The organism is Leptospira limi (genome assembly GCF_026151395.1).
In the GTDB taxonomy this organism is placed as follows: Bacteria; Spirochaetota; Leptospiria; order Leptospirales; family Leptospiraceae; genus Leptospira_A; species Leptospira_A limi.
In genome coordinates this window covers 2,061,425-2,087,678 of record NZ_JAMQPV010000001.1, presented here as the reverse complement: position 1 = coordinate 2,087,678, position 26,254 = coordinate 2,061,425, and the positions used below count along the sequence as shown (strand labels likewise).

23 protein-coding genes are annotated in these 26,254 nt (G+C 40.4%); 5 read left to right on the top strand and 18 right to left on the bottom strand.

Features of this window, described 5'->3' with window-relative positions:
- Positions 1-6 precede the first annotated feature (6 nt).
- On the top strand, positions 7-1,884 hold the full coding sequence (locus ND812_RS09575) for a motility associated factor glycosyltransferase family protein (RefSeq protein ID WP_265375260.1): 1,878 nt from the start codon (positions 7-9) through the stop codon (positions 1,882-1,884).
- Here ND812_RS09575 and ND812_RS09570 read toward each other — a convergent pair.
- From ND812_RS09570 to ND812_RS09550, 5 genes are read right to left on the bottom strand one after another with little or no spacing between them, the layout of a single operon-like run.
- A complete protein-coding gene (locus ND812_RS09570) occupies positions 1,848-2,477 on the bottom strand; it encodes a hypothetical protein (RefSeq protein WP_265375259.1) in 630 nt (209 codons plus the stop codon). The genes ND812_RS09575 and ND812_RS09570 overlap by 37 nt on opposite strands.
- Entirely contained in the window at positions 2,467-3,087 is a 621-nt protein-coding gene (gene plsY, locus ND812_RS09565; protein WP_265375258.1) for a glycerol-3-phosphate 1-O-acyltransferase PlsY, read from the bottom strand. Before plsY ends, ND812_RS09570 begins: the two co-directional genes overlap by 11 nt.
- Positions 3,084-4,436: a ribosome biogenesis GTPase Der gene (der, locus tag ND812_RS09560; protein WP_135639001.1), complete on the bottom strand. Its 1,353-nt coding sequence runs from the start codon at positions 4,434-4,436 to the stop codon at positions 3,084-3,086. Before der ends, plsY begins: the two co-directional genes overlap by 4 nt.
- On the bottom strand, positions 4,433-4,921 hold the full coding sequence (gene smpB / locus ND812_RS09555) for an SsrA-binding protein SmpB (protein ID WP_265375257.1): 489 nt from the start codon (positions 4,919-4,921) through the stop codon (positions 4,433-4,435). The genes der and smpB overlap by 4 nt, the downstream gene beginning before the upstream one ends.
- Positions 4,922-4,926: 5 nt before the next feature.
- Positions 4,927-7,947, bottom strand: a complete 3,021-nt coding sequence (locus ND812_RS09550) for an AAA family ATPase (protein ID WP_265375256.1) — start codon at positions 7,945-7,947, stop codon at positions 4,927-4,929.
- 81 nt (positions 7,948-8,028) lie between these two features.
- On the opposite strand from ND812_RS09550, the gene ND812_RS09545 reads away from it, so the two are divergent.
- From ND812_RS09545 to pdxH, 3 genes are read left to right on the top strand one after another with little or no spacing between them, the layout of a single operon-like run.
- The gene (locus ND812_RS09545) at positions 8,029-9,126 is read left to right on the top strand and encodes a pyridoxal phosphate-dependent aminotransferase (protein WP_265375941.1); all 1,098 of its coding nucleotides are present in this window, start codon (positions 8,029-8,031) and stop codon (positions 9,124-9,126) included.
- 26 nt (positions 9,127-9,152) lie between these two features.
- On the top strand, positions 9,153-10,007 hold the full coding sequence (locus ND812_RS09540; protein ID WP_265375255.1) for a prepilin peptidase: 855 nt from the start codon (positions 9,153-9,155) through the stop codon (positions 10,005-10,007).
- On the top strand, positions 10,004-10,642 hold the full coding sequence (gene pdxH / locus ND812_RS09535) for a pyridoxamine 5'-phosphate oxidase (protein ID WP_265375940.1): 639 nt from the start codon (positions 10,004-10,006) through the stop codon (positions 10,640-10,642). Before ND812_RS09540 ends, pdxH begins: the two co-directional genes overlap by 4 nt.
- Before the next feature lie 25 nt (positions 10,643-10,667).
- Here pdxH and ND812_RS09530 read toward each other — a convergent pair whose 3' ends face one another.
- Entirely contained in the window at positions 10,668-11,876 is a 1,209-nt protein-coding gene (locus ND812_RS09530; RefSeq protein ID WP_135591707.1) for a bifunctional 3,4-dihydroxy-2-butanone-4-phosphate synthase/GTP cyclohydrolase II, read from the bottom strand.
- A gap of 118 nt (positions 11,877-11,994) precedes the next feature.
- Here ND812_RS09530 and ND812_RS09525 point away from each other — a divergent pair, with 118 nt between their 5' ends.
- Complete coding sequence (locus ND812_RS09525) at positions 11,995-12,375, top strand: STAS domain-containing protein (RefSeq protein ID WP_265375254.1); 381 nt, start codon at positions 11,995-11,997, stop codon at positions 12,373-12,375.
- Positions 12,376-12,380: 5 nt separating this feature from the next.
- On the opposite strand, the gene ND812_RS09520 is transcribed toward ND812_RS09525, so the two are convergent.
- The 12 genes from ND812_RS09520 to ND812_RS09465 are packed head-to-tail and all read right to left on the bottom strand — an operon-like array spanning position 12,381 to position 26,195.
- On the bottom strand, positions 12,381-12,989 hold the full coding sequence (locus ND812_RS09520) for a riboflavin synthase (protein ID WP_265375253.1): 609 nt from the start codon (positions 12,987-12,989) through the stop codon (positions 12,381-12,383).
- Between the two features lie 3 nt (positions 12,990-12,992).
- Positions 12,993-14,279 carry a deaminase gene (locus ND812_RS09515; RefSeq protein ID WP_265375252.1) on the bottom strand — a complete coding sequence of 429 codons (1,287 nt, stop codon included), beginning with the start codon at positions 14,277-14,279 and terminating at the stop codon, positions 12,993-12,995.
- A 10-nt stretch (positions 14,280-14,289) separates the two neighbouring features.
- Positions 14,290-15,228, bottom strand: coding sequence for a protein translocase subunit SecF (gene secF, locus ND812_RS09510; RefSeq protein WP_265375251.1), 939 nt, complete (start codon positions 15,226-15,228; stop codon positions 14,290-14,292).
- Positions 15,221-17,155, bottom strand: a complete 1,935-nt coding sequence (secD, locus tag ND812_RS09505) for a protein translocase subunit SecD (protein WP_265375250.1) — start codon at positions 17,153-17,155, stop codon at positions 15,221-15,223. The genes secF and secD overlap by 8 nt, the downstream gene beginning before the upstream one ends.
- Positions 17,156-17,177: 22 nt before the next feature.
- Positions 17,178-17,807, bottom strand: coding sequence for an SRP-less Sec system protein (locus ND812_RS09500; RefSeq protein ID WP_265375249.1), 630 nt, complete (start codon positions 17,805-17,807; stop codon positions 17,178-17,180).
- Position 17,808: 1 nt separating this feature from the next.
- The gene (gene yajC, locus ND812_RS09495; RefSeq protein ID WP_265375248.1) at positions 17,809-18,132 is read right to left on the bottom strand and encodes a preprotein translocase subunit YajC; all 324 of its coding nucleotides are present in this window, start codon (positions 18,130-18,132) and stop codon (positions 17,809-17,811) included.
- Positions 18,133-18,158: 26 nt separating this feature from the next.
- Positions 18,159-19,187, bottom strand: coding sequence for an anthranilate phosphoribosyltransferase (trpD, locus tag ND812_RS09490; protein WP_265375247.1), 1,029 nt, complete (start codon positions 19,185-19,187; stop codon positions 18,159-18,161).
- Positions 19,168-19,914 carry a CDP-diacylglycerol--glycerol-3-phosphate 3-phosphatidyltransferase gene (gene pgsA / locus ND812_RS09485; protein WP_265375246.1) on the bottom strand — a complete coding sequence of 249 codons (747 nt, stop codon included), beginning with the start codon at positions 19,912-19,914 and terminating at the stop codon, positions 19,168-19,170. Before pgsA ends, trpD begins: the two co-directional genes overlap by 20 nt.
- Complete coding sequence (locus ND812_RS09480) at positions 19,914-21,260, bottom strand: MiaB/RimO family radical SAM methylthiotransferase (protein ID WP_265375245.1); 1,347 nt, start codon at positions 21,258-21,260, stop codon at positions 19,914-19,916. Before ND812_RS09480 ends, pgsA begins: the two co-directional genes overlap by 1 nt.
- A complete protein-coding gene (locus ND812_RS09475; protein WP_265358176.1) occupies positions 21,260-22,360 on the bottom strand; it encodes a helix-turn-helix domain-containing protein in 1,101 nt (366 codons plus the stop codon). Before ND812_RS09475 ends, ND812_RS09480 begins: the two co-directional genes overlap by 1 nt.
- A gap of 18 nt (positions 22,361-22,378) precedes the next feature.
- Positions 22,379-23,080 carry a LolA family protein gene (locus ND812_RS09470; RefSeq protein ID WP_265375244.1) on the bottom strand — a complete coding sequence of 234 codons (702 nt, stop codon included), beginning with the start codon at positions 23,078-23,080 and terminating at the stop codon, positions 22,379-22,381.
- 40 nt (positions 23,081-23,120) lie between these two features.
- A complete protein-coding gene (locus ND812_RS09465) occupies positions 23,121-26,195 on the bottom strand; it encodes a DNA translocase FtsK (RefSeq protein ID WP_265375243.1) in 3,075 nt (1,024 codons plus the stop codon).
- Between the last annotated feature and the right edge of the window lie 59 nt (positions 26,196-26,254).

The window sequence follows — 26,254 nt, the reverse complement described above, 5'->3', positions numbered from 1 at the left end:
AGTATTATGTCCCAAATGATCGATCCGATTTCCAGTGAAATTTTTGAACGGAAGCCATACTTACAAAATTATTTCAAAAACTTTCAGTCCGATCACCAGTGGGAATTGGCCTCGGCGAAGAAAGAAGGAGAATATTATGTCTCATTAGATGGGAACCCACTCTCTTCTTCCTTCTCGCCTCTAACACAAGCAATACGGCTGTTGGAGACCTATTCTTTAAAACCAACGGATGTAGTAATTTTATTTGGACTTGGAAATCCACACCTCCTAACAAGTGTCAGTGAAAAATTAAACCCAGGGCAGATCTTAATTTTTGTGGGAGAAGACGAAACGCTGGTTCCCATTTTATGGGATCCAATACTAAAGCCCATTTTACAAGTGCCAGGAAGGCATTTGTTTTCAGGAGAACTCTTTTATCCGCTTTTTTTCAATTACTTAGAATCCCTTCCCATTGAACGAGTGAGTGGACTAAAGATCATTAGGAATCCAACAGACACAAACCGTAATCCCATTTACAAAGAATTGGAAGACAAAACCCAAACTGTATTTTCAGCCAAGATGAGTGACCTACTCACCAAGTTTGAGTTTGAAAGGTTATGGATTAAAAACAGTGTGTTTAATCTAGTTCATGCCGAAAAAAGTCCTCCAGTCAAATTCCCAATCTCCAAACTTCGTGAAAAGTTTAAAGGACTCACCGCTGTACTCGTGTCAGCTGGTCCTAGTTTACGAAAGAACCTATCTTGGTTACAGGAAGTAAGAGACAAAGTATTTGTTCTGTCTTGTGATACCTCACTCAAAGTTCTCATCAAAGCAGGAATCCAAGCTGATGGAGTGGTCACACTCGATGCCCAAACCAATTCCTTTTTTCATTTTATGGGTGAGTCACTGGGAGACGTCCCTCTTTTTGCCGACCTCGTGAGTTCCCCGACCCTTCTCCGAGAACCAATGTTCAAATCTGTTGTCCATTCTGTCACAGCAAAATACCAAGTGGATGCAGAAGGATCCCTTGTCAGGGAAGTCACAGCTGGCGGGGAACTTGCGGAACATGTATTCCAAGATGTGGGTGATATCCAATCAGGTGGGTCAGTGGCCACCACTGCCTTTGATATGTTACGTTTTATGGGATTTGGTACTGTCTACTTCCTTGGCCAAGACCTTGCGTATTCAGGACGTGAAATCCATTCCACAGGCACCCATCATAATGAAAAATGGTTAACACAAGTCAGTCGTAAAAATAGCCTCGAACGAATCAATGAAGTCATTATCCGGAAACGCGAAACTCGTTACGTTCCGTCTTGTAGTGAAGGTGAGGTATTAACGGATTATGTTCTCGATTTATACAGGCACTGGTTTGAAGAGTCCGCGACAAGTGTGAAGGAAATGTCTCTCTGGAATGTAAATGAAGACGGGGCAAAAATGGAAGGGATCCCTTCCCTTTCTCCCAATGTCGCCAAAGATAAGTTAACCTTAATTCCCAATCACAATTACCCTTGGCGCGAGTTTTCCATTTGGTCGGGCAAAGAAAAAGGCCAGAAACAAGGAAGTATGCAAAAAGGAATCACCTCACAAGGAACCATACCCGATAGAGGCGAGAAACTTTTCCAGAAGATCAAAACAGACCTAACCTTCATTGAATCCAAACTGAATGCATTTGAAAGTGAATCTTCTGAATCGTCCTTCCAAGATTCGGAGATATGGATTTGGATGCAAAGTGAATCCTATTTACGAAGACTCATCCGCAAAACAGAAATTTATTTATTACGCCATAAAGATTTGGATCCAAAACGAAAAAACCAAATTCTCATCCAGTCCATCCGAAAGGAGATTCGGTATTTAAAACGCAGTCTTTATCCGATGATGGATTCGTTTCCGGAAAAAGGATGAAAAACAGCATTGTCTTCAAACTCAGGAAAATAATCGAAAAATAATTTTTGGGAGACCACACGGTAGGAAAAAGGGTTTTTCTCCGCATAACCATCTGTATGTGGCAATGCTGGTAATTGGTGGAAATTGATACGTTCTTCAAAATTGATAAAATCACGCCGAGTGAGTTCCGGGCGAAGTTCCAGAACTGTTTCTTTTAATAAATTCCAATCCAGTTTAAAACTCATCCGAGCCCCACGAAAGGCAGGCGAACGTTCGAGTAAATTGACAATCCGTTTGACGGGGCAATCCATATGGTAGTATTTTGTGAGGTATACTTTTACATACCTGGCGGCAAGACCAACTGGTTCCCAAACAAATTCCGATTCTACATTCCTTTCTTCTTCTTTTTTGATTTCGCTAAGGACTAAGTGGAGTTCCGGGATCGAAAGTTTTCCTGTCATGATGAGTGTGGACTCTTCCATTCCAAATTCACCATAATACAACCATTTGTAGAAGTCTTGGATTTCTGCTTCTGGGTGGTCTTCTATAAACTTGGTGATGAGAAAGAGTTTTTCTTTCTGCGAGAGTGTGGATTCCCTTTCATTTTGCATCTTGGGAAGCTCTGAGTTCCTTTCCGGAAACGAGACGTTTGATATTTTCCCGATGGGAATATGTAATGAGAAAAAATGTAGCAACTAACACAAAAAAGATGATCGGTTGGTAGTCGGCACTAGGTAATACCTTGGAAGAACCAAAGTACCAAAGAGGCATGGAAAGAGTTGCAAGGATAGACCCTAAGGAAACAAATCCAGAGATTTTATAGACAATCAAAAAGATCACAAGTGCACAAACTGTCACAATGGGAACAAGGGTCATATACACCCCAAGTGCTGTTGCGACACCCTTCCCACCTCGAAAGTGAAGAAAAGGAGTGAAGGTGTGTCCGAGTATGGCAACAGACCCTAGTAGGATTTCCGTTGTTGTGAGGGAATAAGGGGAATCAATGTAAGAGGCAGAGATGACAGGGATGGCACCTTTCAGAGCATCAAGGAGAAGGGCTAAAAACCCATATTTCCAACCAATCACTCGGCCTACATTTGTGGCTCCGATATTACGGCTGCCGTGCTCACGGATATCAATCCCTCGCACTTGTTTGGCGAGGATAAACCCCACCGGGATGCCACCAAAAAGGTAACTGAATAGGATCGCGGCAAGAATCATTCCCTGCCCTCCTTTCCTTCGTTTCTGTTCCGGAGTTCGATCTCAACAGCAAGGCCGTCCAGTCCAAATTCCTTTACAATACTCTTTCGGTAAAAACTCAAAATATTTGAGGGAAAGAGTTTTGTGTCATTCACGAAGAACAATATTTTAAAAGGGATCTGCGAGACCTGGGTGGCGTAATACACCTTCGGAGGTCGGTTCGATGCCTTCTGTACCTTATTTTTTCCCCCCCACTTGCTTAACCAGTCATTTAATTGGCGGGTTGTGAGCTTTTTTTGGGACTTTTCAAAGAGGGAAACCACTTCCTCTAAGAGTTTGTGGGTACGAAGTTTTTCTTTTGCCGACAGAGACAGGAGTGGACGTTCTTTCAGAATCGAAAGTTTTCCTTCCATTCGGTCTTTGTAGTGTTTCCAGGAATTGGATTCTTTTTCAGGGACTAGGTCCCATTTGTTCACCGCAACGATCATGGGTTTTCCGAGTTCTTGGATTTCCCCAAAGATCTTTTTGTCAAATTCACCAAGGCCTTTCATGGCATCGACAAGAAGGACAACTACATCTGCTTCCCCTAAACTATGTAAGGTTCGTTTGTACGAATAAAATTCCAAACTTTCCCCTGTTTTGGATTTCCTTCGGATCCCTGCTGTATCGATGATTTCCAATTTATGGTTTTGGAAATAAAACTGATCGGATACGGAATCCCTTGTGGTGCCTGGAACATCACTCACCACTGCTCGTTTGTAACCAAGAAAGGTATTGAGAAGAGACGACTTACCAGAGTTTGGTTTCCCGATGATGGCAATTTTGCAATACGGGTCTTCTTGGGTTTTGATTTTGTCTGGTAGGAAAAAATTAATCTTTTGGTAGAGTAGATCAAAATTGCGTCTCCCTAGTGCTGAAATCGGAAGGAGTTCGTTTAACCCCAGTTTGTAAAATGGTTCCAGATCGTACTCGTCTTGTTCTGTATCCACTTTGTTAATAAGCGTTAGTACAGATTTTTCTTTGAGGACTTCATCTTTTTTGAAAAGATCAATCAGTTTGTGATCATACTTCCGTAAGTCTTTGTGATCAATGACATGTAAGATAAGATCGGAATTACGTAAGTGTTCAAACGCAATCTCTATAATCTCTTTAGAAATTTCATCAATATTTTCAATGTCAAGTCCTGGTGTGTCAGACAAAGTGAACGGGATTTTAAACTCAGAACGTTCGACTGTTTTTTGCAATACGTCACGTGTCACACCTGCTGTGTTTTCTGTAATGGCACTTTGTGCTCGGAGAATGGCATTAAATAATGTGGATTTCCCCACATTTTGTCTACCGACGATGGTAACAACGGGAAGTCCCTTCATTTGCGTAAATGTTCCTTCATGGCTCTTTCCATATCGATTTTGGCTTCCTTTTTTTGGATATCGTCACGTTTGTCGTATAATTTTTTAGGTTTGGCTAAAGCGACGTCAATCTTCACCAAACGGTTGTTCTTAAAGAAACAACGTGTGGCAACAAGCACAAGCCCCTTCTCTTTGATGGAACGGTCTATCTTTTCTATTTCTTTTGCTTTGAGAAGGAGTTTTCTTGAGCGAATCTCTGGATGGTTCGCATAACCTCCGTTCTTGTAGGGAGGGATTTGAAAGTTTTCTAAGAATACTTCCCCATTTCTCACTTTGGCAAAACAATCAGTAAGGTTTCCCTTTTTTTCTCTGAGAGATTTTACCTCAGATCCTGTAAGCACAACACCAGCTTCGAACGAATCTAGCAGTTCGAAATTGAACTTTGCCTTTTTGTTGATTAAAGGATCGGTTCCGCGTGGTTTATCGTCTTTTTTTGTTTTGCCCATATGGATTATTGTCTTAAGGAATGGTGGATTTGGACAAGCCTTGCAATTTCTGCCCCAATGAGATTTGGCATCGAATAAAAATTGTCAGCCGTAATCTGAAGCGAGTCGTGGAAAACATGTTCTGCAATGTAACGAGAACCAAGTCCTACCCCTAAAAATACATAATTTTTCTCTTCGTTTTTCAGTACAGCTTCTTTCATTTTTCTCGTGTCAAAAGAAGCAAGTTCATCCTCAATATAGGTCTTTGCCCGCTGGCCTCGGAAGTCAGATAGAATCACTATGATTTTGGTTTGGGCATCGGGTGAAAAATAACGCTCACAATTGGATAGTACTTGGAATTCAGGGATACTATCTCCTTGCCAATTTTTACAAAGGGCACTGAATACTTCTTCTTCCTTCTCGGGGGTGTAGTCTTCTTCTGCTGATTTGAGATTAAAAATATCCACTGTGTCTTTTGAGTTTTTGATATCACAGAAAGTATGCACACTGGTTTTGATATCATGTTCATTTAGGATATGCAAACTCACAAGAAGTGCAGATAACATTGCAATCGAATACTCAAAGTTAAAGATCCTTCGGCATTTGGAAACAAGGAAGGTAACTTCTACTCCTTTGAGTTTTTCATCATTTTTTTCGATGGTGGTTTTATCGAAGATTTTGGTATCACCCCTTCCACTTTTGTAAGAGATGTACTTCCTTGCGTCCACTCTTGAACCTTCGTTTTTGTACATGCGGTGTATGTCAATTTCTGGATCAAAAAGTTGTTCTAAGTTGAGTTCGACTTCTTCGAGTTCTTTTCCAAACACCGACTTAAATTCTTCGAGACCCACCATGATGGAATAGTCCCAAAGCAGACGGCGTTTTTTTAGAAATTGTTTATAGAGTTCTTCAGTGCGGTAACCCCAAGCGCCACCCCCACCTTGTGGTTCCCCTTGGCCTTGGTTCCCTTGTGTGTCTTCCCCATACCAGGCATCAGCACCTTCTTTGATTTTACCGCCAGTTTCGGGAGTATTGATCTCAATTCCCCGTTTGGTTTCCTCACCAGAGTTTAATTTTTTTGCAACACCTGTGAGTGGATCCCGTTTGTGAAGCTCAGGATCCCACCAATTTTTCCGATTTAGCCCTGACTCAACGGTAAATGTTTTTTTTTTCTCTTCGATTTCCTCGAAGAGTGTTGAGACCACTTCCACACCAGATAGATAACCTTCTAACAGGCGTTCTAGTTCCTTTCGTTCCTTAGGATCCGCAATTTGGTTTGTATAATAAATTTTTCCGCCCCGAATTGCGATGTCTTTTACATCCGTTTGGTTGTAACGATAGATATGGTTTTTCCATTTGAGAAGGTTTGCGATCCCAAATCGGTAAGGCATGAGGTTTGCCGATCCAATTGTACGTTTTTCCGAAAGTTCCTTTGCTTTGAGGTGAAACCGGGCAAGGGATCTAGGTAACACCCCTTCAGGTAAAAAGAATTCCAAAATTTCTTCCAAAACTTTTACATCTTCGAGTTCAGGAAATAAAATCGGTGTAAAACGATTACGGAAGGCACGCGAGATTGTAGTCACAGACTTAGAAGCGCGAAAGGACTTCATCCCAAAAACCACAGAGGTTTCTTCTGTCAGTTTGACAGGAAGGTATTCTCCAGACTCTGGTGGCAGAGTGAGAGACCTTGCATCATCCGTTAACATATTCATTTTTTCAACAAGTTCTGCCCCAGCCGATTCTAGACCAGAGATGAGGATGATATGACCATTTCGAATAGCGCGCGTTAGTGGTCCGTCAACCCAAGTCACACTTTCAATATTTCCTTCTTCTGTTGGTTTTAAGGCACCCACCACATCGGACGTATGCATCCCTTTGGATAACATCACAGATTCAATTTGGATGCCTGTGAGTTCTGTAAACAAAGGTAAAAATTCTTGTGGGTCCTGGTCTTCTCTGTATTCGATGAGGATGTTTTCTTTTGCTTGGATGGCGGTAAACACTTGGTCCAAGAAATGTAGGATGGGTTCTGGAGTTGGGTATTTGGAAAGAAGGGAGATCGTTTTTGTTTCGTCCCAAGTTTTGATTTCTTTGTCATTCCAAAAGATGGTAGATCCTTGTACATACCCTTTGGTAGGAACTAGTTTTATGGCACCACCAAACTCCGATTCAATGAGTTCTCTCTGTTTGTCTCGGTCTTCTTGTTTACGGAATGGTTCTTCAAAGAGATACAAGGCTTCGCGAACCGAAACCGTTTTGTCTTTAGCGCCAAATAACACCAAACGGTTACAATATTTTTGCAAGGTTCGTAAATTAAAATGGTATTTTTCTAAATCCCCTTTTCCAACTTCACCCGACTTAATTCGTTTTTCCGATTCGATACTGATGCGAATGATTTGTTTTAAAACCTCTTCCGATAACATGGGATAGAGTTTTTTTAAGATATAAAACATCTCATCGGGAGTATACGGATCCACATACACAACCGCAAAATGTTTAGTGATATCAAATGGCAAGGGTTTACGGCCTTCAAACCCTTCACTTGGGTTTTGGGTTCCAATAAACCAAAAACCCGTTTTTCCTTTGACTCGTTCCCCACTGCCCTCGAGTAAGTCGAGGTAATTGGATTCATAAACAGAAGAAAATCGTTTGATGATGTTTGGTGCACAGAGGTTCATCTCATCGGCTACAAAACTTAAACCCTCGGAAAGTGCATTCGTCAAAGGACCGTTCGACCAAGTAAAACCTTTCCCATCGAGTAGGATACGATATGAACCAATCAGATCTTCAGGGAGAGTGTCCTCGTTAAAACTGAACCGAAGTGTCGGTTGTTTCCGAAGCGAATTGATATAATAGATTAAAGCGTTTTTTCCAACACCAGCATCGCCAACGAGGAGGACTGGCATACCTTCGAGCATGGGGTAAAGGATTTTTTGTAAGGTTTGTTTCACCGAGTCAGTTTCAACTAGGCTAGAAGGGAAAACGGGAAATTTTTCGGAGTGCGGCAAAACCGGCACTTTCACATCGGCGATGGTTACAAATTCCATATCCTTCAGATTTCTACTCAATTCCAGGGTGTAAACCAAATTCTATTGACCCGTACCTCCCCAAAAAACCATGATGATTCCATGGAATTTGCCAATAGAATGAATGGGATCGACTCCTCCCCCATCCGAAAAGCCTTCGAACTTGCAAGGAGTATCCAAAACCCGATCAATTTGAGTATCGGACAACCTCACTTTCCTTGCCCACCTAACATCATTGAAGCGATGAACAAAGCTGCCATAGAAGGAAAAACTTCTTACACCCTCACAGCAGGGATTCCAGAATTAAAAACGGCCATGGCCGAAAAATACAGAACCCAAAATCATATGAAGTATGCCCATGAAGACAGAATCCTTGTGACTTCTGGAATCTCTTCTGCACTCTTTTTATTGTTTAATGCTCTTGTGAACGAAGGCGATGAGTGCCTAGTGATCTCTCCTTATTTTTTAATGTATCCTGCCATGCTGAAATTTTACGGCGGAAAGGTTGTCCCTCTTTCCGAAAACTTTACTCCAAATGATGTTGAGGCCCTAAAAAACCGAAAATTCAAACTCATCATCTTTTCCAATCCATCGAACCCAACAGGAAAGGTTTTATCCAAAGAACAACTCCGGGCTCTTGCCAATTTAGCGGAAAACACGGGAGCCTACCTCATCAGCGATGAAATTTATGAACTCTTCGATTATGATGGGAAGTTTTTTTCCATCGGAAGTGAGTATGAAAAAACCATCACTCTAACTGGATTTTCCAAAACCTATAATATGACAGGGCTTAGACTTGCAACCATCCTTGCCGAAGACAAAGTCATCAAGGCACTTACCACCTTACAACAATATACTGTAGTTTGTGCGCCTTCCATCACACAGTGGGCAGGAATCGAAGCATTAAAAACAGACATGACTACTTATATTCAAGATTACAAAGAAAAACGTGACTTTGTGTATGAATCACTAAAAGACCACTACCCCATCCAAAAATCGGGAGGAGCCTTTTATTCTTTTTTCCAAGTTCCTTGTGAAGATGAGGAGTTCATCAAACATGCTGTGAAAAAAGATTTAATCCTTGTTCCTGGGTTTATCTTCTGTGATTCCAAAAACTATGTCAGACTTTCTTTTGCCACCGAATGGGATACACTCAAACGGGGAATGAAAGCCTTAGAAGAATTGGCAAAAGAATCATAAGTCTTTTCCTGGATTTGGCATTCACTGTGGACTTTTTTGAAACTACAAATTGGTTTTTTCTTTGGAATCTTTCCACAGTTACCATCTTGTTTTTGTTTGGTGGTGCACTTGCTAGTTTTTATACCACACTCGCTGACCGAATTTTATACTACTGTTATGAAAAAGGAAGAAAGGAATTCCAAGGTTTCAATCGCTGGAGGGTGATTTTTACACAACCGAGCCACTGCCCTGAATGTAAAACTCCGATAAACAAACTCTATTTAGTTCCCATTCTTGGTTGGTTTTTAACGAAAGGAAAATGTGATCATTGTCAGATCAACGTTCCCAAACTTTACCCACTATCTGAATTTTTATTTGGAATCATTGCAGTGGTTGTGTATTCCATTTCTGATTCCCTTTTTGGTACAATTTGCCTTCTATTTTTATTTGGCCACCTTCTCATTTCCATGATGACGGATGCAAAAAAATTATCTCTCGATTATGAAAACCTTCCCTTCCTTTTCGGTTTTGGATTTTTGTCGAACTTCCTTTTGTTTGGTGAAACCATTGGACTCGAACATTTGTTTGTGTATTTGAGTTTTTTCGCTTTTTATCTTGTCATCTATCTCGTGATTCGTGGTGGGACAGGCCTTGGGGACGTGCTCTTTTCACCTGTTTTTGCGGCCATTGCAGGGAATCCCTTTTGGATGGTGTATCTGAATACATCCTATCTACTTGCAGTTACTTTTAGTTTGGTACTCCGAAAAAAAGGAGAACCACTCAAAGGAACAAAAGTTCCCATGGGACTCTATTTTTCGATTGGTCTCTTTTTTACTTTTTTTTGCAAACTCATCGTTCACAATTATGAATGGGAAGGATTTTCAGATTTATGGAACCAATGAATGACCTAGCACATATGCGCCAAACTTACAAACGTTCTGTCCTTTCAGAAAACACAGCTGGAACTGATCCTTTGGCACTGTTTTCCCTTTGGTTTTCCGAAGCAAAAGAGGAAGGAGAACCAGAACCCAATGCTATGAGCCTAGCCACGGTAGACAAAGATGGACAACCAAGCGTACGAATTGTACTTCTAAAAGGCCTTATCCGTAATGAATTTCAATTTTTCACGAACTACCATTCTGATAAAGGGAAAAACATCAGAGAAAACAATCGAGTGGCTTTGAATTTTTTTTGGCCAAAACTAGAAAGGCAAATTCGCATTGAAGGGATTGCCGTTAAGATCCCAAAAGAAGAATCAGAACATTATTTTGCAATTCGCCCTAGAGAATCCCAAATTGGAGCCCATACATCAAACCAAAGTTCGGTGGTACCATCTAGAGAATATTTAGAAGAAAAATTTGCCTCACTTTCCAAAGAATGGGAAGGAAAGGAAATTCCGATGCCAGAGTTTTGGGGAGGTTATTCTGTATCCCCTATCAAAATCGAATTTTGGCAAGGAAGAGTTGGGAGATTACACGATCGCATTTTATTTGAAAAACAAAAACACGAGTGGCTTAGGTCAAGGCTCTCCCCTTAACGAAGAGAGCTTATCGATTCGGTTCTTAACCGTGCAGGTTGAGTAAATGGCCTAACTTTGTTTTTTTCGTCTGTAAATAACGAGAATTTTCTTCCACTGGATCAATTTCAATTGGCACTCTTTCCGTAACATGCAAATTGTATCCTTCAAGTCCCACAATTTTACGAGGGTTATTCGTGATGAGTTTCATCTGTTTTACCCCGATGTCTCGTAGGATTTGTGCTCCAATTCCATATTCCCTAAGGTCAGGAGCAAATCCTAATTTTTCATTGGCTTCTACTGTATCCAGGCCACCTTCTTGTAAGGAATACGCCTTTAGTTTATTGATGATTCCAATCCCACGTCCTTCTTGTCTCATGTAAAGTAGGACACCAGTTCCTTCTTTTTCAATCATTCGAAGGGCGTTATGAAGTTGAGGTCCACAATCACATCGTTGAGAAGAGAAAATATCCCCCGTCAAACATTCGCTATGTACTCTCACGAGTACTGGTTTATTTGGATCGATTTCACCTTTCACAAGAGCCATATGAATTTTATCATCAATCTGAGTGGAATATGCTTTGATTTTAAAATCACCAAACTCGGTTGGGAGATTTGCTTCTACTTCTAAGTGAATGAGTTTTTCTTTATGACGACGGTATCGGATGAGGTCTTCGATGGTATAAATATTCAGACCATGAGTTTTTGCAAATTTTTCCAAATCAGGAATCCTTGCCATTGATCCATCATCATTCATGATTTCACAAATAACACCACTTGGATAAAGACCTGCTAACTTAGATAAGTCGACAGCTGCTTCGGTATGACCCGCTCTTCGTAAAACACCACCAGTCACGGCTTGTAAGGGAAATAAATGACCTGGACGCATCAAGTCATCCGGTTTTGTATTTGGATCGAGTAAAACTTCAACTGTTTTTGCTCTGTCATGAGCAGAGATTCCTGTTGTGGTTCCCTGTTTGGCATCAACAGAAACAGTAAAGGCAGTTCCATGTTTGTCACCGAGGGATAAATCATCGACCATTTTGCCAAGACCCAAGCTCTGTAACCTTTCTCTCTCCATTGGGACACAAATCAGTCCCCGTCCATGGGTCGCCATAAAGTTGATTTTGTCTTTGTCTGCAAATTGGGAAGCGCAGACCAAATCTCCTTCATTTTCCCTGTCTTCAGAGTCGACGAGGATGATCATTTTGCCTTGGCGGATTTCTTCGATTGCTTCTTCGATCGGACGTATCATGGGGAAAGGCCTCTATATACTAAAACTCTGAAAGCCGTTCCGAATTAAAGAAGATTCCCAAAGAAATTCATTGATTTTTCCTATTTCTTTTGTCTAAATGTTTCGATCGGAGGGAGCTTTGGAGCTAAAATTAAACACCACAGGGAAGATCAAAACGATAGAAATCGCAGGTAAGTTTGATATCGAATCAACAGAAGAATTTGAATCGATTTTTAACAAACTCATCGAATCCAGTCCAAGTCTTGTTTCGATCGAAATGAGCCGGCTGGATTACATTGACTCTTCCGGAATTGGATCTCTCATCAAAAGTCTCAATTCCTTAAAAAATAAAAAAGGAAAACTCCTCCTTGTTGGAATGAAACCCATGATCCAAAATGTTTTCAAACTGGCAAAACTCGATATGTTTTTTGAGATTCTGAGTAGTTCCGATTTTCAAACAAGATATGTCGACGGGGATTCTGATGATTCCGATATCGACGATTTATTAAAAAGAAATTAATTTCCTTACGATTCCCCTCTTTTTGCCAAATAGTTTTCAATGTATTTGGCAAGTACATCCACTTCTACATTGAGTTTTCCATCTACTTTCCAAAACTTCGCATTTGTTTTTTGCATGGTTTCGGGAATGAGGATGAGTTGGATTTTTCCATCTTCAATCTCTACAACGGTTAGGCTAATTCCATCCAATGTGACGGATCCTTTTTTTACAAAAAACCTGCGTAGGTCTTCTGGAATTTCCACCCAAAACTCTTCCACTTCGTTTTCAATTTGTTTTCGGCTGATGACTTTTGCAACTCCATCAACATGGCCTTGGACCATGTGACCACCAAACCGTTGTCCCATGGCCATAGCTCGTTCTAGATTGACAACAGATCCTTCTCCTAATCTCGATAAGTTGGTTAGTTCCAAAGACTTAAAAGAAGCATAAAATTGGAAAATATTCCCCAATTCAGAAAATTTGGTAACTGTCATACAAGCACCATTTATAGCAATGGAATCACCTAATTTTATATCAGGATTCTCCCATTCTGTAACAACAGTAAATTGGATCCCAGAATCAATGGGTTCAATTTGGATGACTTTTCCAAGAGTTTCAACAAGGCCTGTAAACATAGTTTAAATTCTCCTTTTTGGTTTCCGAATGAAAATAGAATTGGAACCAATCGAAAATTCAGAATGAATTGGTTCATTATAATACAAAAACGGAATTCCATAGGGAATCGATTTTTCCAAATTCCGTATCTCCAAAATACAATCTTCCTCTGCGAGTTCTTCCTCTAAAAAATTTGGGAAAAAACTCCCTGCCTCACATAACACTGTATTAATACCAATTTTACCCAATGTTTGTAAGAAGGAATTCCCATCCGTTTTTCCTAGTGAAAATACAGGATGGAGAGAAAGGGTTTCAATTTTAGATTTGATTGGATCTGGTAAACCATTCCGAACACCAACACCATTCTCATTGTTTAGCAAGAAAAAAAGGCATAGTTTTTTCCCATACCGTTCGGTCAGTTCTTCTTGTTTTTTCCAAAACGACTCACTGGGAAGGGTTTTAGAATCCAAGACAAAGACTCGGTAAGGTTGGTATTTTTCTTCTTCTAATTGGTGAGTTGCAACAGATTCTTTTCCCCACTGGGATAGTGCAGAAAACAAATGGCTAGCTGCGTCAAAAAATGGAATAAGATCCGTAACTCGTTTTAGAATTCCAGCTTTCTCAACCATAGAATCAGTGATTCTAAAATTTAATGATGGTTCGTCGACTTTTAATGTATTGGGACCCACAGCTACTGCATCAAATTTCCCACGTAACAATTGCAGATATAAGTCCGAGTCTTCGCCACTGACTCTTTCTTTTTGATAATCAGAACTTGTATAATTTCCTTCTTTCGAAGTAGCAACTTTGATCCATACCCAAGGGGATCCAGTTTTCATTCGTTTGAGAAACCCTTGTAAAAAGGGTAAGGATGTATTCGCAAGAACAGGATCCAATCGAACTTGAATCCCCTTTTGTTTGTAAGAAGTCCAATCTCCAGATGTTATCAGTGGATTTGGGTCCTTCCATCCTAGAAGTAATTCTTTGGGTTGGTATTCTAACACCAAATCTCGACAAGGTGGTGTTTTGCCAAAATGAGTACAAGGCTCAAGGCTAACGGATAGTATGGAATCAGAAAGGATTGGGTTTGGTGCAGTTTGGGATTGGGAATGTTTTTTTGCAAGTAAGGAGAAAAGTTCCCGTTCCGCGTGGTTCCCGCCAAATTCTTTAGTGTGTGCTTTTTCTAACACATCCCCCTTTCCATTGGTAATTACTGCTGATACAGGAGGGTTTCCGCCCGTTTTGCCCATGGCAAGAAACCCGAGTAAGGAATGTAGAGAATAAAGTTCCTTCTTTTTCCCTACATCCATCTAATTTGAATTAAGCGAACTTTTTCTTCCTGAGTTGGTCATAAATCTCGGAAATGGGAGCTGCAATGTAAATAGAAGAATAGGTTCCAACAATTACACCAAATAGTAATACAAAGGCAAAGTCATACAATTCTGCTGCTCCACCTACAATGATAGCCACAACGGAGATCATTGTTGTAAACGATGTATTGATAGTTCTACCAAGAGTTTGTGCAATCGATACATTGATGATATTGGAAAGAGCTAGATTATCTTTTCCATGTGCATTTTCTCGAATCCTGTCAAACACCACAATTTTATCATTGATGGAGTAACCAAGTAATGTGAGGAGTGCTGCAATGATGGGAACACTTGGTTTGATTTGTAAAAATCCAATGAGCGCAAGTGTCATCAAAATATCATGAACAAGTGCAATGGCCGAGGCAAGGGCAAATTTAAACTGCGATCGAATGCTCAAATACAATAGGATGATAGCTAGTGTAGTTAAGAGTAAAGTGATACCAACTTCGGTTAACTCTCCACCCACTACAGCACCAACTTGGTCTGCAGACAGGACTTTTTCCTTTGGAAGGTTAAACTCAAATCGTAAAAGTTGAACAAACCTGTCAATCGCTGACGTAGAAGATTCTCGTTTGTCCTCAGGGATTTCTTTGTAAAGTGCCTCGATGGTAGGGAGGGATCCGAGACCAATATCCAATTGGTAAATATTCTTTTCCTTTTCCAGTAAAATCACAACGGCTTCAATTTGTTTGGATTGGAAATATGTTTCGATATCAGTTCTTGTTTTGTCTTTTGGAAGTTCAACAACCGTACGAAGTCCCCCATTAAAATCGAGGGAATGTGCAAACCCACCGTATTTCGAAAAGGTCACAACAAAACCAAATACAATTGCTAAGAAAGAAAAACTAAGAGTGAAGTATTTGTACTTCGTGAAATTGATATTACGCATGGTTACCCTCTTTTTTTCCAAAGAAAAAAGGCCTTAAGTTCAAATGATGGATTCCCATTCGGTTCACAGAAAGTTCCATAAACAAACGAGATAAAAATAAGGATGTGAAAAGTGTTGTCACGATACCCCAACAAAGTGTGATCGCAAAACCTTTGATAGGTCCATTTCCAAGACGGATCATTAAAATCCCTGCAATTAAGGTTGTGACGTTTGCATCCATAATGGTCCAGAAAGCATTTTCAAAACCCCTCGTAACAGCAATGGACAATGCCCTTCCCTCTTCAATTTCTTCACGTATCCTCTCATAGATGATTACGTTTGCATCGACTGCCATACCAGCCGTTAAGATGATCCCTGCAATCCCAGGAAGGGTCAGTGTAAAATCCATGAGAGTCAAAAGAGCCGCAAGGATGATGATATTCACAAGTAAGGAAAGATCAGCAATAAATCCACCTAAGCGGTAATAGAAGATCATATAAACCATTACCAAGAAAAATCCAATCGCAACAGCCTTTACACCCACTTCAATGGATTCAATCCCAAGGGTTGGTCCAATAAAACGCATTTCCAAAACGGAAAGTGGAATTGGAAGAGCCCCTTCTGAAATCACGTTTGCCAAACGAATGGCTTCTTGTTCTGAAAAACTTCCAGAAATTTCAGCACGACCACCAGCAATTGGATCATTGATCACAGGATTGGAGATCACTTTATCACCCCAAACAATTGCTAGGTTACGGCCTCGGTTTTCAGAAGTGAGGTCAAAAAATTTCTCAGCTCCATTCGGTGTTAAAGTAAAACTCACCATCCATCCATAGGAATTGGAATTATAAGAAGGTTGTGCATTGGTCATATCATTGCCAGAGAGGGCAATTTTACGTTCCAATACGACAAAACTTCTAGGGAGTAACGTTGACTTAGCAGAATTCCCACGAGCCCACATCGCATATACTTTGTAGTCTTTTGGGATATTGTATTTTCGTTCTAATTCTGCCAAAAACTCATCTTGGGCTTTTTTCCCTGCTTTGTTTTTTACAAGTTCTTGGAATAAATAAATATCAGTTTTTTCTCTTTGTCCAAGATCCATCATTCGTCTCTCGTTTTCAGCAATTTGAGATTTGAATGTAAATGGATTAGGTTCTTCTAAGCGGTATTCAACAGTTTCAGTGTTTTGTAAAATTTCTAAAATCGCAGCAGAGTTAGAAACTCCAGGAAGGGAAACTTCGATCGCATCTTGTTCTTTTTGGATCCTAACTTGTGGTTCTGTTAAGTTTTGTGTAGTGAGACGATTATCAATGATCATCTTTGCTTTTTCTAACTCAACGATCTTACGCATCGGAGATAAATCAAAACTAGATTCAATTTCAGATAATCGATTTTTTGCTTTTTCTTTCTCTTCCGGTTTTGCCGCTTGGTTATTCAATGTAAGATTTAATTCAGCAATTTCTTTTGCATACAAATCACGTAATTTTGAAGTGTAATCCTCAAAATCCCCTTTTAGAACAACTCTCATTCCGCCTTGTAAGTCGAGACCAAGTTTGATGGACAAAGATTTTCCGCCACGGATCATATTTTCAATCCATGTCGGTTCCAATTTGTTTTTGGATTCATTCACAAGACCTTGGTTCTCTTGGGATATTTGGTTAATTTTAGCAGAAGTGATAAAACGTCCCTTTACCGTATAAAAAGGATTTTCTTTCGGTGGGAGTGTTCCTTTTGGTTCGATGGTCCAACCAGAACTTTTTCCATAATCTTTTTCCCAACGATCAAAAAGTCCACTAACTAGTGTTTTTTGCTCAGCTTCAGGAAGTGAATACACATCCTCTCTCACAACCACTTTTAAAGTACGGTCGGCAAAATTTGGGTATAAAATGGTAAAAGATACCACTAATATGAAAAACGGTAGAAGTAAGAGTCGATACGATTGCAAGTTGGTTTGCTCCTAAAAAATTTTATCTTCTATATGAACGGCTACTAGAGCCTGGACGTGCGGATCTAAGTCTGTAAAAAGCAAATAGAATGATGATTCCAAGGATCATCATTGCTTTTTTGTATTTTGCAAAAAAATCGGAAAAGTTAAAGAATGATTTTCCTGAATCTTTGTTTCCAATTGATTCAGATGCAACATTCGTAACTTCATTATTTGTTATTTTTAAGTCAGAGGCAAAACCAGGCAGGCCTGATGGTTCCACAGAGACTTGTGTATCTATCCAATTTGCATTGGTTACAACTTCTTCCTCTTCGGTCACCAATGGTTGTTTTTCCACTGGATTCAATGTTTTTTCCACAACCACTGGATTACCATTCTGGTTCGCCACCAAATTATTGTTTTGTGGAATTGACTCTGTAGCCAGTTGGTTTTGTTTTGATTTCTTTTTGGATTTTTTCTTCTTTCCTGTTGTGGTTCCAGTCTGTGTTACAACGGTTGTTTGTTTTTTGGTTGTCGTTTGGACTGAATCTTCCTTGGGTTTAGTGGTAGTTTTAGGTTTATCATTCACCTTATCCAAAAAATCCAAACCCTCTTGTGATAAGAGGGATGTTGTAAAAACTAGAAACAGTAGTAAGGAGAAGAATGATTTCATTTTATACTTTTTTCTTGAGGATGGAGCTAGTCTCAAATGTTACATTTGTATTCGCTGCTACATTCAAAACAACTGTTTCATTATTGTCTTTGAACTCTACGATTTTACCGTGAAGTCCACTACTAGTCACAACAGTATCCCCTTTTTGAAGGTTCGTGATCATTTCTTTTCTTTTTTTCTCTTCCTTTTTGTTAGGCAGGATCACAAGAAAGTACATTGCGACGAGCATAATCGGAATGATGATGAGGGACTGAAGAGAAGACTTAGCTCCTTCTTCTTGGGCAAGGATTAGGATTTGGGATGTGAAAAAATCTAAATTGAGCATAGCTATTTATCCAATGTTTACAGGCCTTATGTTAAATTCAATGTTTCACGAGTGAATCGGAGAACTTTTTTCGATAATAATGCATCTTTGGCAATTTGGTAACCAGTAGGAATGTCTTTCACTTCACCGAGTAAAAATAAAGAGACTCCTGCGTTTAGTGCCACCATTGCCGTTCCACCTGTTGGCTGTTGTGGGTCTAGAACAGCACGAAACAGTGACTCTGCCCCTTCTTTGGAAGAAGAGAACACTGTATTCCGATCCAATTCACTGGCCTCCAAACGGAGTTCCTTCGGATCAAAACTGAGTTCTTTTGTCGTCTTTCCATCAAAATAAGCGAAGTCAGTGGCTTCAAAAATGGAAAACTCATCGAGCCCATCCCTAGAATGGCAAACGAGGGCTCCTTTTGCCCCTAATTTTGCCAAAATTTCCACCATTGGCAAACACAAAGAACGGTCATACACTCCGACAATCTGGTGTGTGGGAAAAAAGGGATTGGAAAGTGGCCCAATCAAATTGAAAAATGTGCGAAAACCCAGTGCGGTCCTTACGGGACCTGCATATTTCATAGCCGGGTGCCAGGAAGGTGCAAACAAAAATACAAACCCTGTGCGCACAAACTCTGCTTCACAGGTTTCGTGGGTTTGTTCTAAGGGATACCCAAGTTTGGAAAGGATATCGGAACTTCCGGAAAGGGAAGAAACGGAACGATTCCCATGTTTTGCCACTTTGTGGCCAAGGCTTGCTAGAGTGAGAGCAGAAAGAGTGGAAACATTCAGTGTTCCTTTTCCATCCCCTCCCGTCCCACAAGTGTCTAAAAAATCAAAGCCAAAACTGGTTTTAGGTTTGATCGCATGATTTCGCATGGCACGAACAAATCCGTACAATTCGTCCGTTGTTTCCCCTTTCATTTTCATGGCAGTGAGAAAGGAAGCAAGGACTGGTTCTGTCACTTTGCCATCCATCACTTCATTTAAAAAGTACTCGGCATGGGTATCCACCAAATGGTGCCCAGACACCACTTGGCTGAGGATTTCCTTACTTGTGAGAGCGGTCATAAAATATCCTTTTGAGATTAGAAAAGGTTAACAATTGATAATTGGTAATGATATACCGGAGTCCTGAAATCACAGTAATCAACGTGGTGAATAACATTCCAAAATAAGGAACAAAGGAAGCAATGGAATCAAATATATCTTTCCAACTGATATTATCAGAGGTTTTTACCATCATATAAAACTCATTAGCATGTTGGGATGCCACTTCAAATGTAGAATACCCAGCGAGTTTTCCCATTGCATAGGTTTCATTGATCATCGCTCGGCGTTTTCCAGAGATGAGCATAAATACCACAAGGATGATGAGGATAGCACCCATTTGGAATGCCGTTTTTACCTTTCCCATCATGGTGGTACGAAGGCTATTTCCAGAACGAACCGCAATGTAACGAAGGAAGGTGATAAGCATATCCCTACCAACAATGAGCACTACCATCCAAACTTCAATGGGTTCGTGGATGAATAAAAAAGTTACAAAACAGCCAATGACTAAAAATTTATCAGCAAGTGGATCTAGGAATTTTCCAAATTCGGTTTGTTGGTTCCATTTTCTAGCAAGATACCCGTCCACTAAATCAGTTAGAGAAGCCAAAGCAAAAATGACAAAGGCAAAAATTTGGTATTCCCATTCCTTTTGGAATAAGGCAAAGATAAAAAACGGCAAGGCCAGTACACGGAGTACGGTTAGTAAATTTGGGATATTGGCAATGGTTTTCCAATCTTCCACTAAACCACCCAAGTCCCTGACATATCGAGTTCATAAAAAGAATCCACTCGTACCTTACCAAACTGCCCTACTTTTAAATTGGACGCATCCACATAGACCACTTCATCAATTTCAGGTGCATCTTGCAGACGGCGTACAATCGCTCCCTCGTCTAACACTTCATCTACGACGCAAGGGTATATTTTTCCAATCCGGTTTTGGTGGATGGTCTTTAATGTACCAAGATAAGCTTCCCGCACAAGGTTCACTCGGCGGGCAATTTCTTTGTCTTTCAGTTGTCCATCCATGGTAGCCCCTTTGGTTCCGTCTTGGGGAGAATAAGGAAAGAGATTTACCTTTTCTGGTTTTACATCTTCCACAAAGCGAATGATCTCTTCCACGTCTTCCATGGTTTCCCCAGGAAAACCTAAAATAAACGAAGTACGGATTTCTAAATCAGGACGGATGTCCCTTGCTTTTTGGAATAAGGATTTAAAGAATTCGTAATCACCTGTGCGGTTCATGGATTTTAAAATGGATTTGGAAACATGTTGTAATGGGCTTTCCAAATACGGGGCAATTTTAGGAATTTCTCTGTACAAATCGAGTAACTTTTCTGTTTTTTTATCTGGATAAAGATAGAGAAGCCTTAATATCTCAAGTCCTTCGACAGCTGCCACAGACCGAACCAAATCCATAAGTTTGTCTGTATCCTTTCCATAAAAAACGGTGTCTTGGGAAACAAGACAGATCTCTTTGGAACCTGCTTTGACTGCTAGTTTTGTTTGATCGAGGACATCTGTGATTTCTGTGTCTCTATACTTCCCACGTAAATTAGGAATGATACAGAAATGGCAACCTCGGTTACAACCGTCAGAAATTTTTACATAGGAATAGGGTTTCGAATAGTTTTCGATGCCTTTCGAAGTTTTGAGTCTTTCGAGAAGGTCTTCATTAAATTCAGTTAAATCTTTAAAATCAAGAGGGAAATGGGAACGTAAAATTTCACCTGCTTTGTCATACTTGCCTGTTCCGAAATGTAAATCCACTTCGGGAAGGTCCGCGGAAATTTCTTTTCCAGCCCGTTCAGCAAAACAGCCCACAACCACTAACTTCTGTTTGTTCTTTTTCTTGATATCAATGGAATCAAGTATGGTTTGGATGGTTTCTTTGGTTGCATCTTGGATAAACGTACAAGTATTCACCAAATGAAAATCACTTGCTTCTGGGTCTGCGGCAGGGAGTAGTCCTTCTTTGAGTAAGGACTGGTGCATTGCCATGGAGTCGACAGTGTTTTTCGGACAACCAAGAGTCGTGATAAAAAACGACTTTGGTGTCTCTTCTGTTTTGTCTTTGACCTTCGGCATTATTCGCCTAACTCTCCAATGATGGATTGTGTGGAGTCATATGGATTTGCTTTGCGGATAAAGATTTTTTTCACGAGTTTTCCTGGTTTTCCAAGGACCACTCGTTCTTTTCCGTTTTGTACCATCTCCACTGCACCACCATCTCCTACTTTGATCTCAAGTCTGTCACGAGCTTCTAGGTGTTTGACTTCACCCGCAGAAACAAGACCACGTTCACCCATTTGACCATCTAACACGAATTCAACGTAACTTGGTTTCGAGAAAAATAATGTCACTTGGATCGGAACATCACCCACTGGAGACTTTACAGCGACCCCTTCTCGTTCTTCTTTTAATGTCACAAGGACTTTTGCTGACTTTTCAGTGACTGCTTGTGTCACCACGCGGATGTCACGGCGAAGAGAAGATAACTCTTCAATCTTATAGGAAAGGATGGTTTCTTCTCCTTCTGCTGTTTGGAAAAAATAAACATTCTTTTCAGGGAAAATATTAAATCCTAGGTTTGCTTTTCCATTGGAAACACCTTTGATGAACATCTTACACTGTTGGTTGTTCACACTAAAACTCACACCACGATCTTCCGTGAGGATAAAAGGTACACTTGCATTTTCAGGAACACTTTGGCTGACAAAGTTGATGCCAGAAGGAATATCAGAACTATTTGTAGGTTCAACACTTTGGCTTACTTCTGTGTTGTCCTCATCCATGGAAACAGAACCAGAGTCTTCAAAACTGATGTAAATGATATATGCCGAGATCACAAACAAAAAGAGAGAAACAAGGCTTATGATTTTATTACGATCTAAACTAAACGGAGTGGTTGTAGGACGAGTGAGTTCTTCGAGAGGTGCTTGTGATTCTTCAATTTGTTCCCCGCGGTACAAATTGAGTAACATGGCTGTATCCAGTTTTAAGTAACTGGCATAGTTCTTTAAAAAACCAAGAGCAAACGTTTCTGCTGGGAATTGAGAATAATCTTCTGTTTCTAATGCAATGATGTATTTGGCAGCAATGTTTGTTTCTTTTGCGACATCTTTCACAGAAAGTTTTTTGTCTTCTCTTGCTTCTCTTAGGATCTGACCAACTCGTTTTGTATTCAAAATGAACTCCTCTTAGGTTTAGTTCTCAGAGACAAGTGGGTTGTTGACAATCTTCGCGTTCCCGCTCATATGAAAATTGAAAACTCCATCTTGGATTTCTTCCGAAAAATTAATGTTAGAAAATGAAATCGTTGTTACTTTCCCACGACCATCAGTCGCAACTGCTTTTTTGATGAGGTAAGATTCTGAATCCACAAAAAGTTTCATCTTTTCGAACCCACCAATTTTTTCCCTTTGGTCTAAATCGAGAACAAAGTATTTGGTGGCATCACCCACAGAACGTGGTTGTTCAATGGTATCAAATTTATAATGGTATTTACGAAAGAGTCGATTCAGACCATCAGGACTGTTTGTGGTAAAGATGGGACCAGAGGAATTTTTACGATCCATCGTAAGGTCTTGTTTACCCACTGCACCTAACCGTTTGATAAAGATATGAAGTGTTTTTCCATCGGAAACAATTTCGTCTCCTTCTGGTTCAGCAAAATTATAACGAATTTTTCCAGGGCGTTTGTAAAAACATTTCCCGCGCATTTGTTTTTCTTTTTTGTTGTCTTCCGTTTTGATGAGAAAATCAGCGGAATACGAATTGATTTCGCTGAAGTTTTTTTTGATCTTTTTGACAACTTCGGAAGGTGAATGCCAATTGTGAGCCGGACTTGATTGGGCCTCCAAAGAAACTCCCAGAACAAGTAACAAAAATCCGATCCATACTTTCATAGATTCCCAGTTTTTCAGACAAACTTCTCTTGTCGATGATTTACGCTGAACGTAAAATTTCCCGAGGTTTTGCCCCGATTTGCGGAGAAACATAGCCCCGCATTTCCATGAGTTCCATAAGCCTTGCCGCCTTGTTGTAACCGATCCTCATCCTTCGTTGCAAGTAACTAGCACTGGCTTTTTTTTCTGTCACAACAATGTTCCATGCTTCTTCGAATAATTCCTCGTCCTCGTCAGAGGCCATTTCAATATTCGTTTCATCGTCCCAGTTCATTTCCACATACGCAGGAGCCCCTTGTTTTTTGGCCTCTTCCACGATGGAATCAATTTCTTTCTCTTCAATGTAAGGAGCTTGGATCCGCATGAGGTCACTCGATGTAGGGGAACGGTACAAAAAGTCCCCTTTTCCGAGGAGAGTTTCCGCTCCACTTGTATCGAGGATGGTGCGTGAATCTGTTTTTTGTGCCACTTGGAAAGCGACCCTTGCTGGACAGTTTGCTTTGATGACCCCTGTGATCACATCCACAGATGGCCTTTGGGTCGCCATGACGAGGTGGATTCCGACAGCCCTTGCTTTTTGGGAAATTCGTTGGATCTGTTCCTCCAAATCCTTACCCGAAACCATCATCAGGTCCGCAAGCTCATCAATGAAAATCACAATGTAAGGGAGTTTTTGGAACCCTTTGGCATGAGCATATTCCTCTACCTTTTCATTGAAACTTTTGAAGTCCCTACTTTTTAATTGGGAGATCATTTGGTAACGACTCTCCATTTCTTGGATCGCCCAGGAAAGTGCCTTCGTTGCCTTTTTCGGATCAGTGATCACAGGCATAAGAAGGTGTGGGATTCCTTCATAAAGTGTCATCTCTACCATCTTTGGATCGATCATGATGAACCGAACTTCTTCTGGGGAACGAGTGCAGATAAGGCTTGTGATCATCGCATTGATACTCACTGACTTACCAGAACCTGTAGTTCCTGCGACAAGTAAGTGAGGGAGTTTTGCGATATCGATCATCACAAGTTTTCCCGAAATATCCTTTCCAATACAAATGGACAGATCTTTTGCTTTTTGTTGGAGGATTGTGTCTTTTAAGATCTCTGATAAAAATACATCTTCTCTGATTCGGTTGGGAACCTCGATTCCAATCGACGCCTTACCGGGGATAGGTGCTACAATCCGAATGTTTTTCACTTCGAGGTATGCTCTAATCTCATCTGACAGAGACACAATTCGGTTTAATTTGATTCCGTTAGGAATGGTGATTTCGTAACGAGTGATGATGGGTCCTCGTTCTTTGGTTATGACTTTTGATTCAATTCCAAAGTGGCCTGTTGACTCTTCGATTTTTTTAGCGATGAGGTCAAGTTCCGAATCATTTTTTAAGATATTGGCCACAGGGACTTGGTGAGACGCAAGGAGCCTTGGAGAAATATAATATTTCCCTTTTTTCAATTTTGGTTTTGGCACCATGGAACCAAACATCAGTTCTTGTTCAGTTTTTGTTTCTTTTGGTGGTTGTTTTTTCTTACCAAAATTTCCTGCACTCAAATTCGAGCGAACGAGAGGTGAAGACTCTTCCACAGCCAAAGTTTCCAAGGTCTCCTCTTCCAATTCTCCATCTTCCGAATCAGAAATGGAAGCAACCACATCCTCGGTTTCATCCCAATCTTCTGTTTCTAAACCAGTTTCTTCGACAAGTGAAAGTCGAACGGATTCTGGGATCGGAATGGTAAGAGTAGGAGTTTCGTTCTCCTGAGAAAATCGTTCTTCGCCTTCCTCTTCATATGAGTCTGATTCATCCCAGTTCTCACTTCCTTCCATCAATTCATGAGTCTTGTCTTCCTCCCAATTGGCATCATCCGTGTTTTCATCAAAATCAGAAAAACCGAACCCAACTTCACGAGCTTCGTTCCGTCCGAAACCACGAACACTCATTCGAGGAAAATGATCTCCTAACTCTTGTTTAATTGGCTCTAATTTTGGGAGTTCCAAATTTTCGAGTGAAACTTCCTTGTCCAATTTTGGTTTCCATTTTGCCTCTGGGAACTGAAAGAGAATTTTGGATTCACGAATGGCATCTACATTTTGGCTATCTGAAATGCCAACATCCTCATTTTCAATGAATTCGCGTTTATCAACTACTTGTAATTTTGGTTTTGCATTGATGGAACCGTTTGATCCGGAGACTTCTCTAGTCTTTTGTTTTTGGAAACGAAAGACAGTTCCTGAGGCATCAAAAAATCCTTCAAACTGTTTGGCATTTTGGAAGACCACGACCTCTGATTTTGGTTTTTCATTGGATTGGACTCGGTAGGAATTTTGGAATGAGTTTTTTTCCTCTTCCATAGAACGAAAGGAAGGAGAAAATTCATTCTGAAAACGAGATTCATTTCTCGTTTCATTTGCCACCACATTCCAAAAATGACGAGCGATGTCATCTTTTGATTCCTCTTCGGTTTGGACCTGAAACCAATCCCTTTGTCTCACTTCATTTACGGGGGCACGGCGTGTTGAAACCACAGATTCCATAAAGGAAGGTAGTTTGAAATGTGGCAACTCTCGTCTTCCTCCCATTAGGTGGTAGAGTTTTTCCGAAACGGAATGGATAGTAGAAAAGGTATAAGACCAAGCCCCATCTTCTAACCAAATCACAGCAAAGTACAAATAGAGAAAAAAGACAACAAGCACTCTACCTGTTTCCCCAAATAGATAGGAGAAGATCCAAGAAAAAAATTGTCCGAGGATTCCACCGCTGTCACCCACATGTCCCATGGGAGTTTCGAGAAGGTTCAAACTCACCGTTGTAGCAATGAGGAAAATAGGAAAAAATAAAGCCTTACTTAAGGCATCGAAGTCGGGGTTACGTAACGAAAGGACACCTAAGAGTAATACAAACCCAGCAAGCAAAAAGGAAGTTTTTCCGAGTAAGTAAAAAAGGGTAAGAGCAATGTAATGCCCAAGCCTTCCAAACCAATTAAAAAGTGATCCATCCTCTCCTTCTTGGAAGGAAAAAAGGGATAACAGTAAAAATACTCCAGAAAATACAAATAAATACGGGAGGAAATCCTTTCTAGGCAAAGTCCATCCCCATACGGATTTTTTAGGGTCCATACGGGAAATATCGGAAGGTTTCGAGACATAGACAGAAAAAATTTGGAAGCCAGAAGTGC

Bases quoted from the DNA above. Each gene is read 5' to 3' on its own strand.
- ND812_RS09575 (WP_265375260.1), top strand. From the start codon at position 7: ATGTCCCAAATGATCGATCCGATTTCCAGTGAAATTTTTGAACGGAAG.
- ND812_RS09570 (WP_265375259.1), bottom strand. From the start codon at position 2,477: ATGCAAAATGAAAGGGAATCCACACTCTCGCAGAAAGAAAAACTCTTT.
- plsY (WP_265375258.1), bottom strand. From the start codon at position 3,087: ATGATTCTTGCCGCGATCCTATTCAGTTACCTTTTTGGTGGCATCCCG.
- der (WP_135639001.1), bottom strand. From the start codon at position 4,436: ATGAAGGGACTTCCCGTTGTTACCATCGTCGGTAGACAAAATGTGGGG.
- smpB (WP_265375257.1), bottom strand. From the start codon at position 4,921: ATGGGCAAAACAAAAAAAGACGATAAACCACGCGGAACCGATCCTTTA.
- ND812_RS09550 (WP_265375256.1), bottom strand. From the start codon at position 7,947: ATGGAATTTGTAACCATCGCCGATGTGAAAGTGCCGGTTTTGCCGCAC.
- ND812_RS09545 (WP_265375941.1), top strand. From the start codon at position 8,029: ATGGAATTTGCCAATAGAATGAATGGGATCGACTCCTCCCCCATCCGA.
- pdxH (WP_265375940.1), top strand. From the start codon at position 10,004: ATGAATGACCTAGCACATATGCGCCAAACTTACAAACGTTCTGTCCTT.
- ND812_RS09530 (WP_135591707.1), bottom strand. From the start codon at position 11,876: ATGATACGTCCGATCGAAGAAGCAATCGAAGAAATCCGCCAAGGCAAA.
- ND812_RS09520 (WP_265375253.1), bottom strand. From the start codon at position 12,989: ATGTTTACAGGCCTTGTTGAAACTCTTGGAAAAGTCATCCAAATTGAA.
- ND812_RS09515 (WP_265375252.1), bottom strand. From the start codon at position 14,279: ATGGATGTAGGGAAAAAGAAGGAACTTTATTCTCTACATTCCTTACTC.
- secF (WP_265375251.1), bottom strand. From the start codon at position 15,228: ATGCGTAATATCAATTTCACGAAGTACAAATACTTCACTCTTAGTTTT.
- ND812_RS09500 (WP_265375249.1), bottom strand. From the start codon at position 17,807: ATGAAATCATTCTTCTCCTTACTACTGTTTCTAGTTTTTACAACATCC.
- yajC (WP_265375248.1), bottom strand. From the start codon at position 18,132: ATGCTCAATTTAGATTTTTTCACATCCCAAATCCTAATCCTTGCCCAA.
- trpD (WP_265375247.1), bottom strand. From the start codon at position 19,187: ATGACCGCTCTCACAAGTAAGGAAATCCTCAGCCAAGTGGTGTCTGGG.
- ND812_RS09480 (WP_265375245.1), bottom strand. From the start codon at position 21,260: ATGCCGAAGGTCAAAGACAAAACAGAAGAGACACCAAAGTCGTTTTTT.
- ND812_RS09470 (WP_265375244.1), bottom strand. From the start codon at position 23,080: ATGAAAGTATGGATCGGATTTTTGTTACTTGTTCTGGGAGTTTCTTTG.
- ND812_RS09465 (WP_265375243.1), bottom strand. From the start codon at position 26,195: ATGGACCCTAAAAAATCCGTATGGGGATGGACTTTGCCTAGAAAGGAT.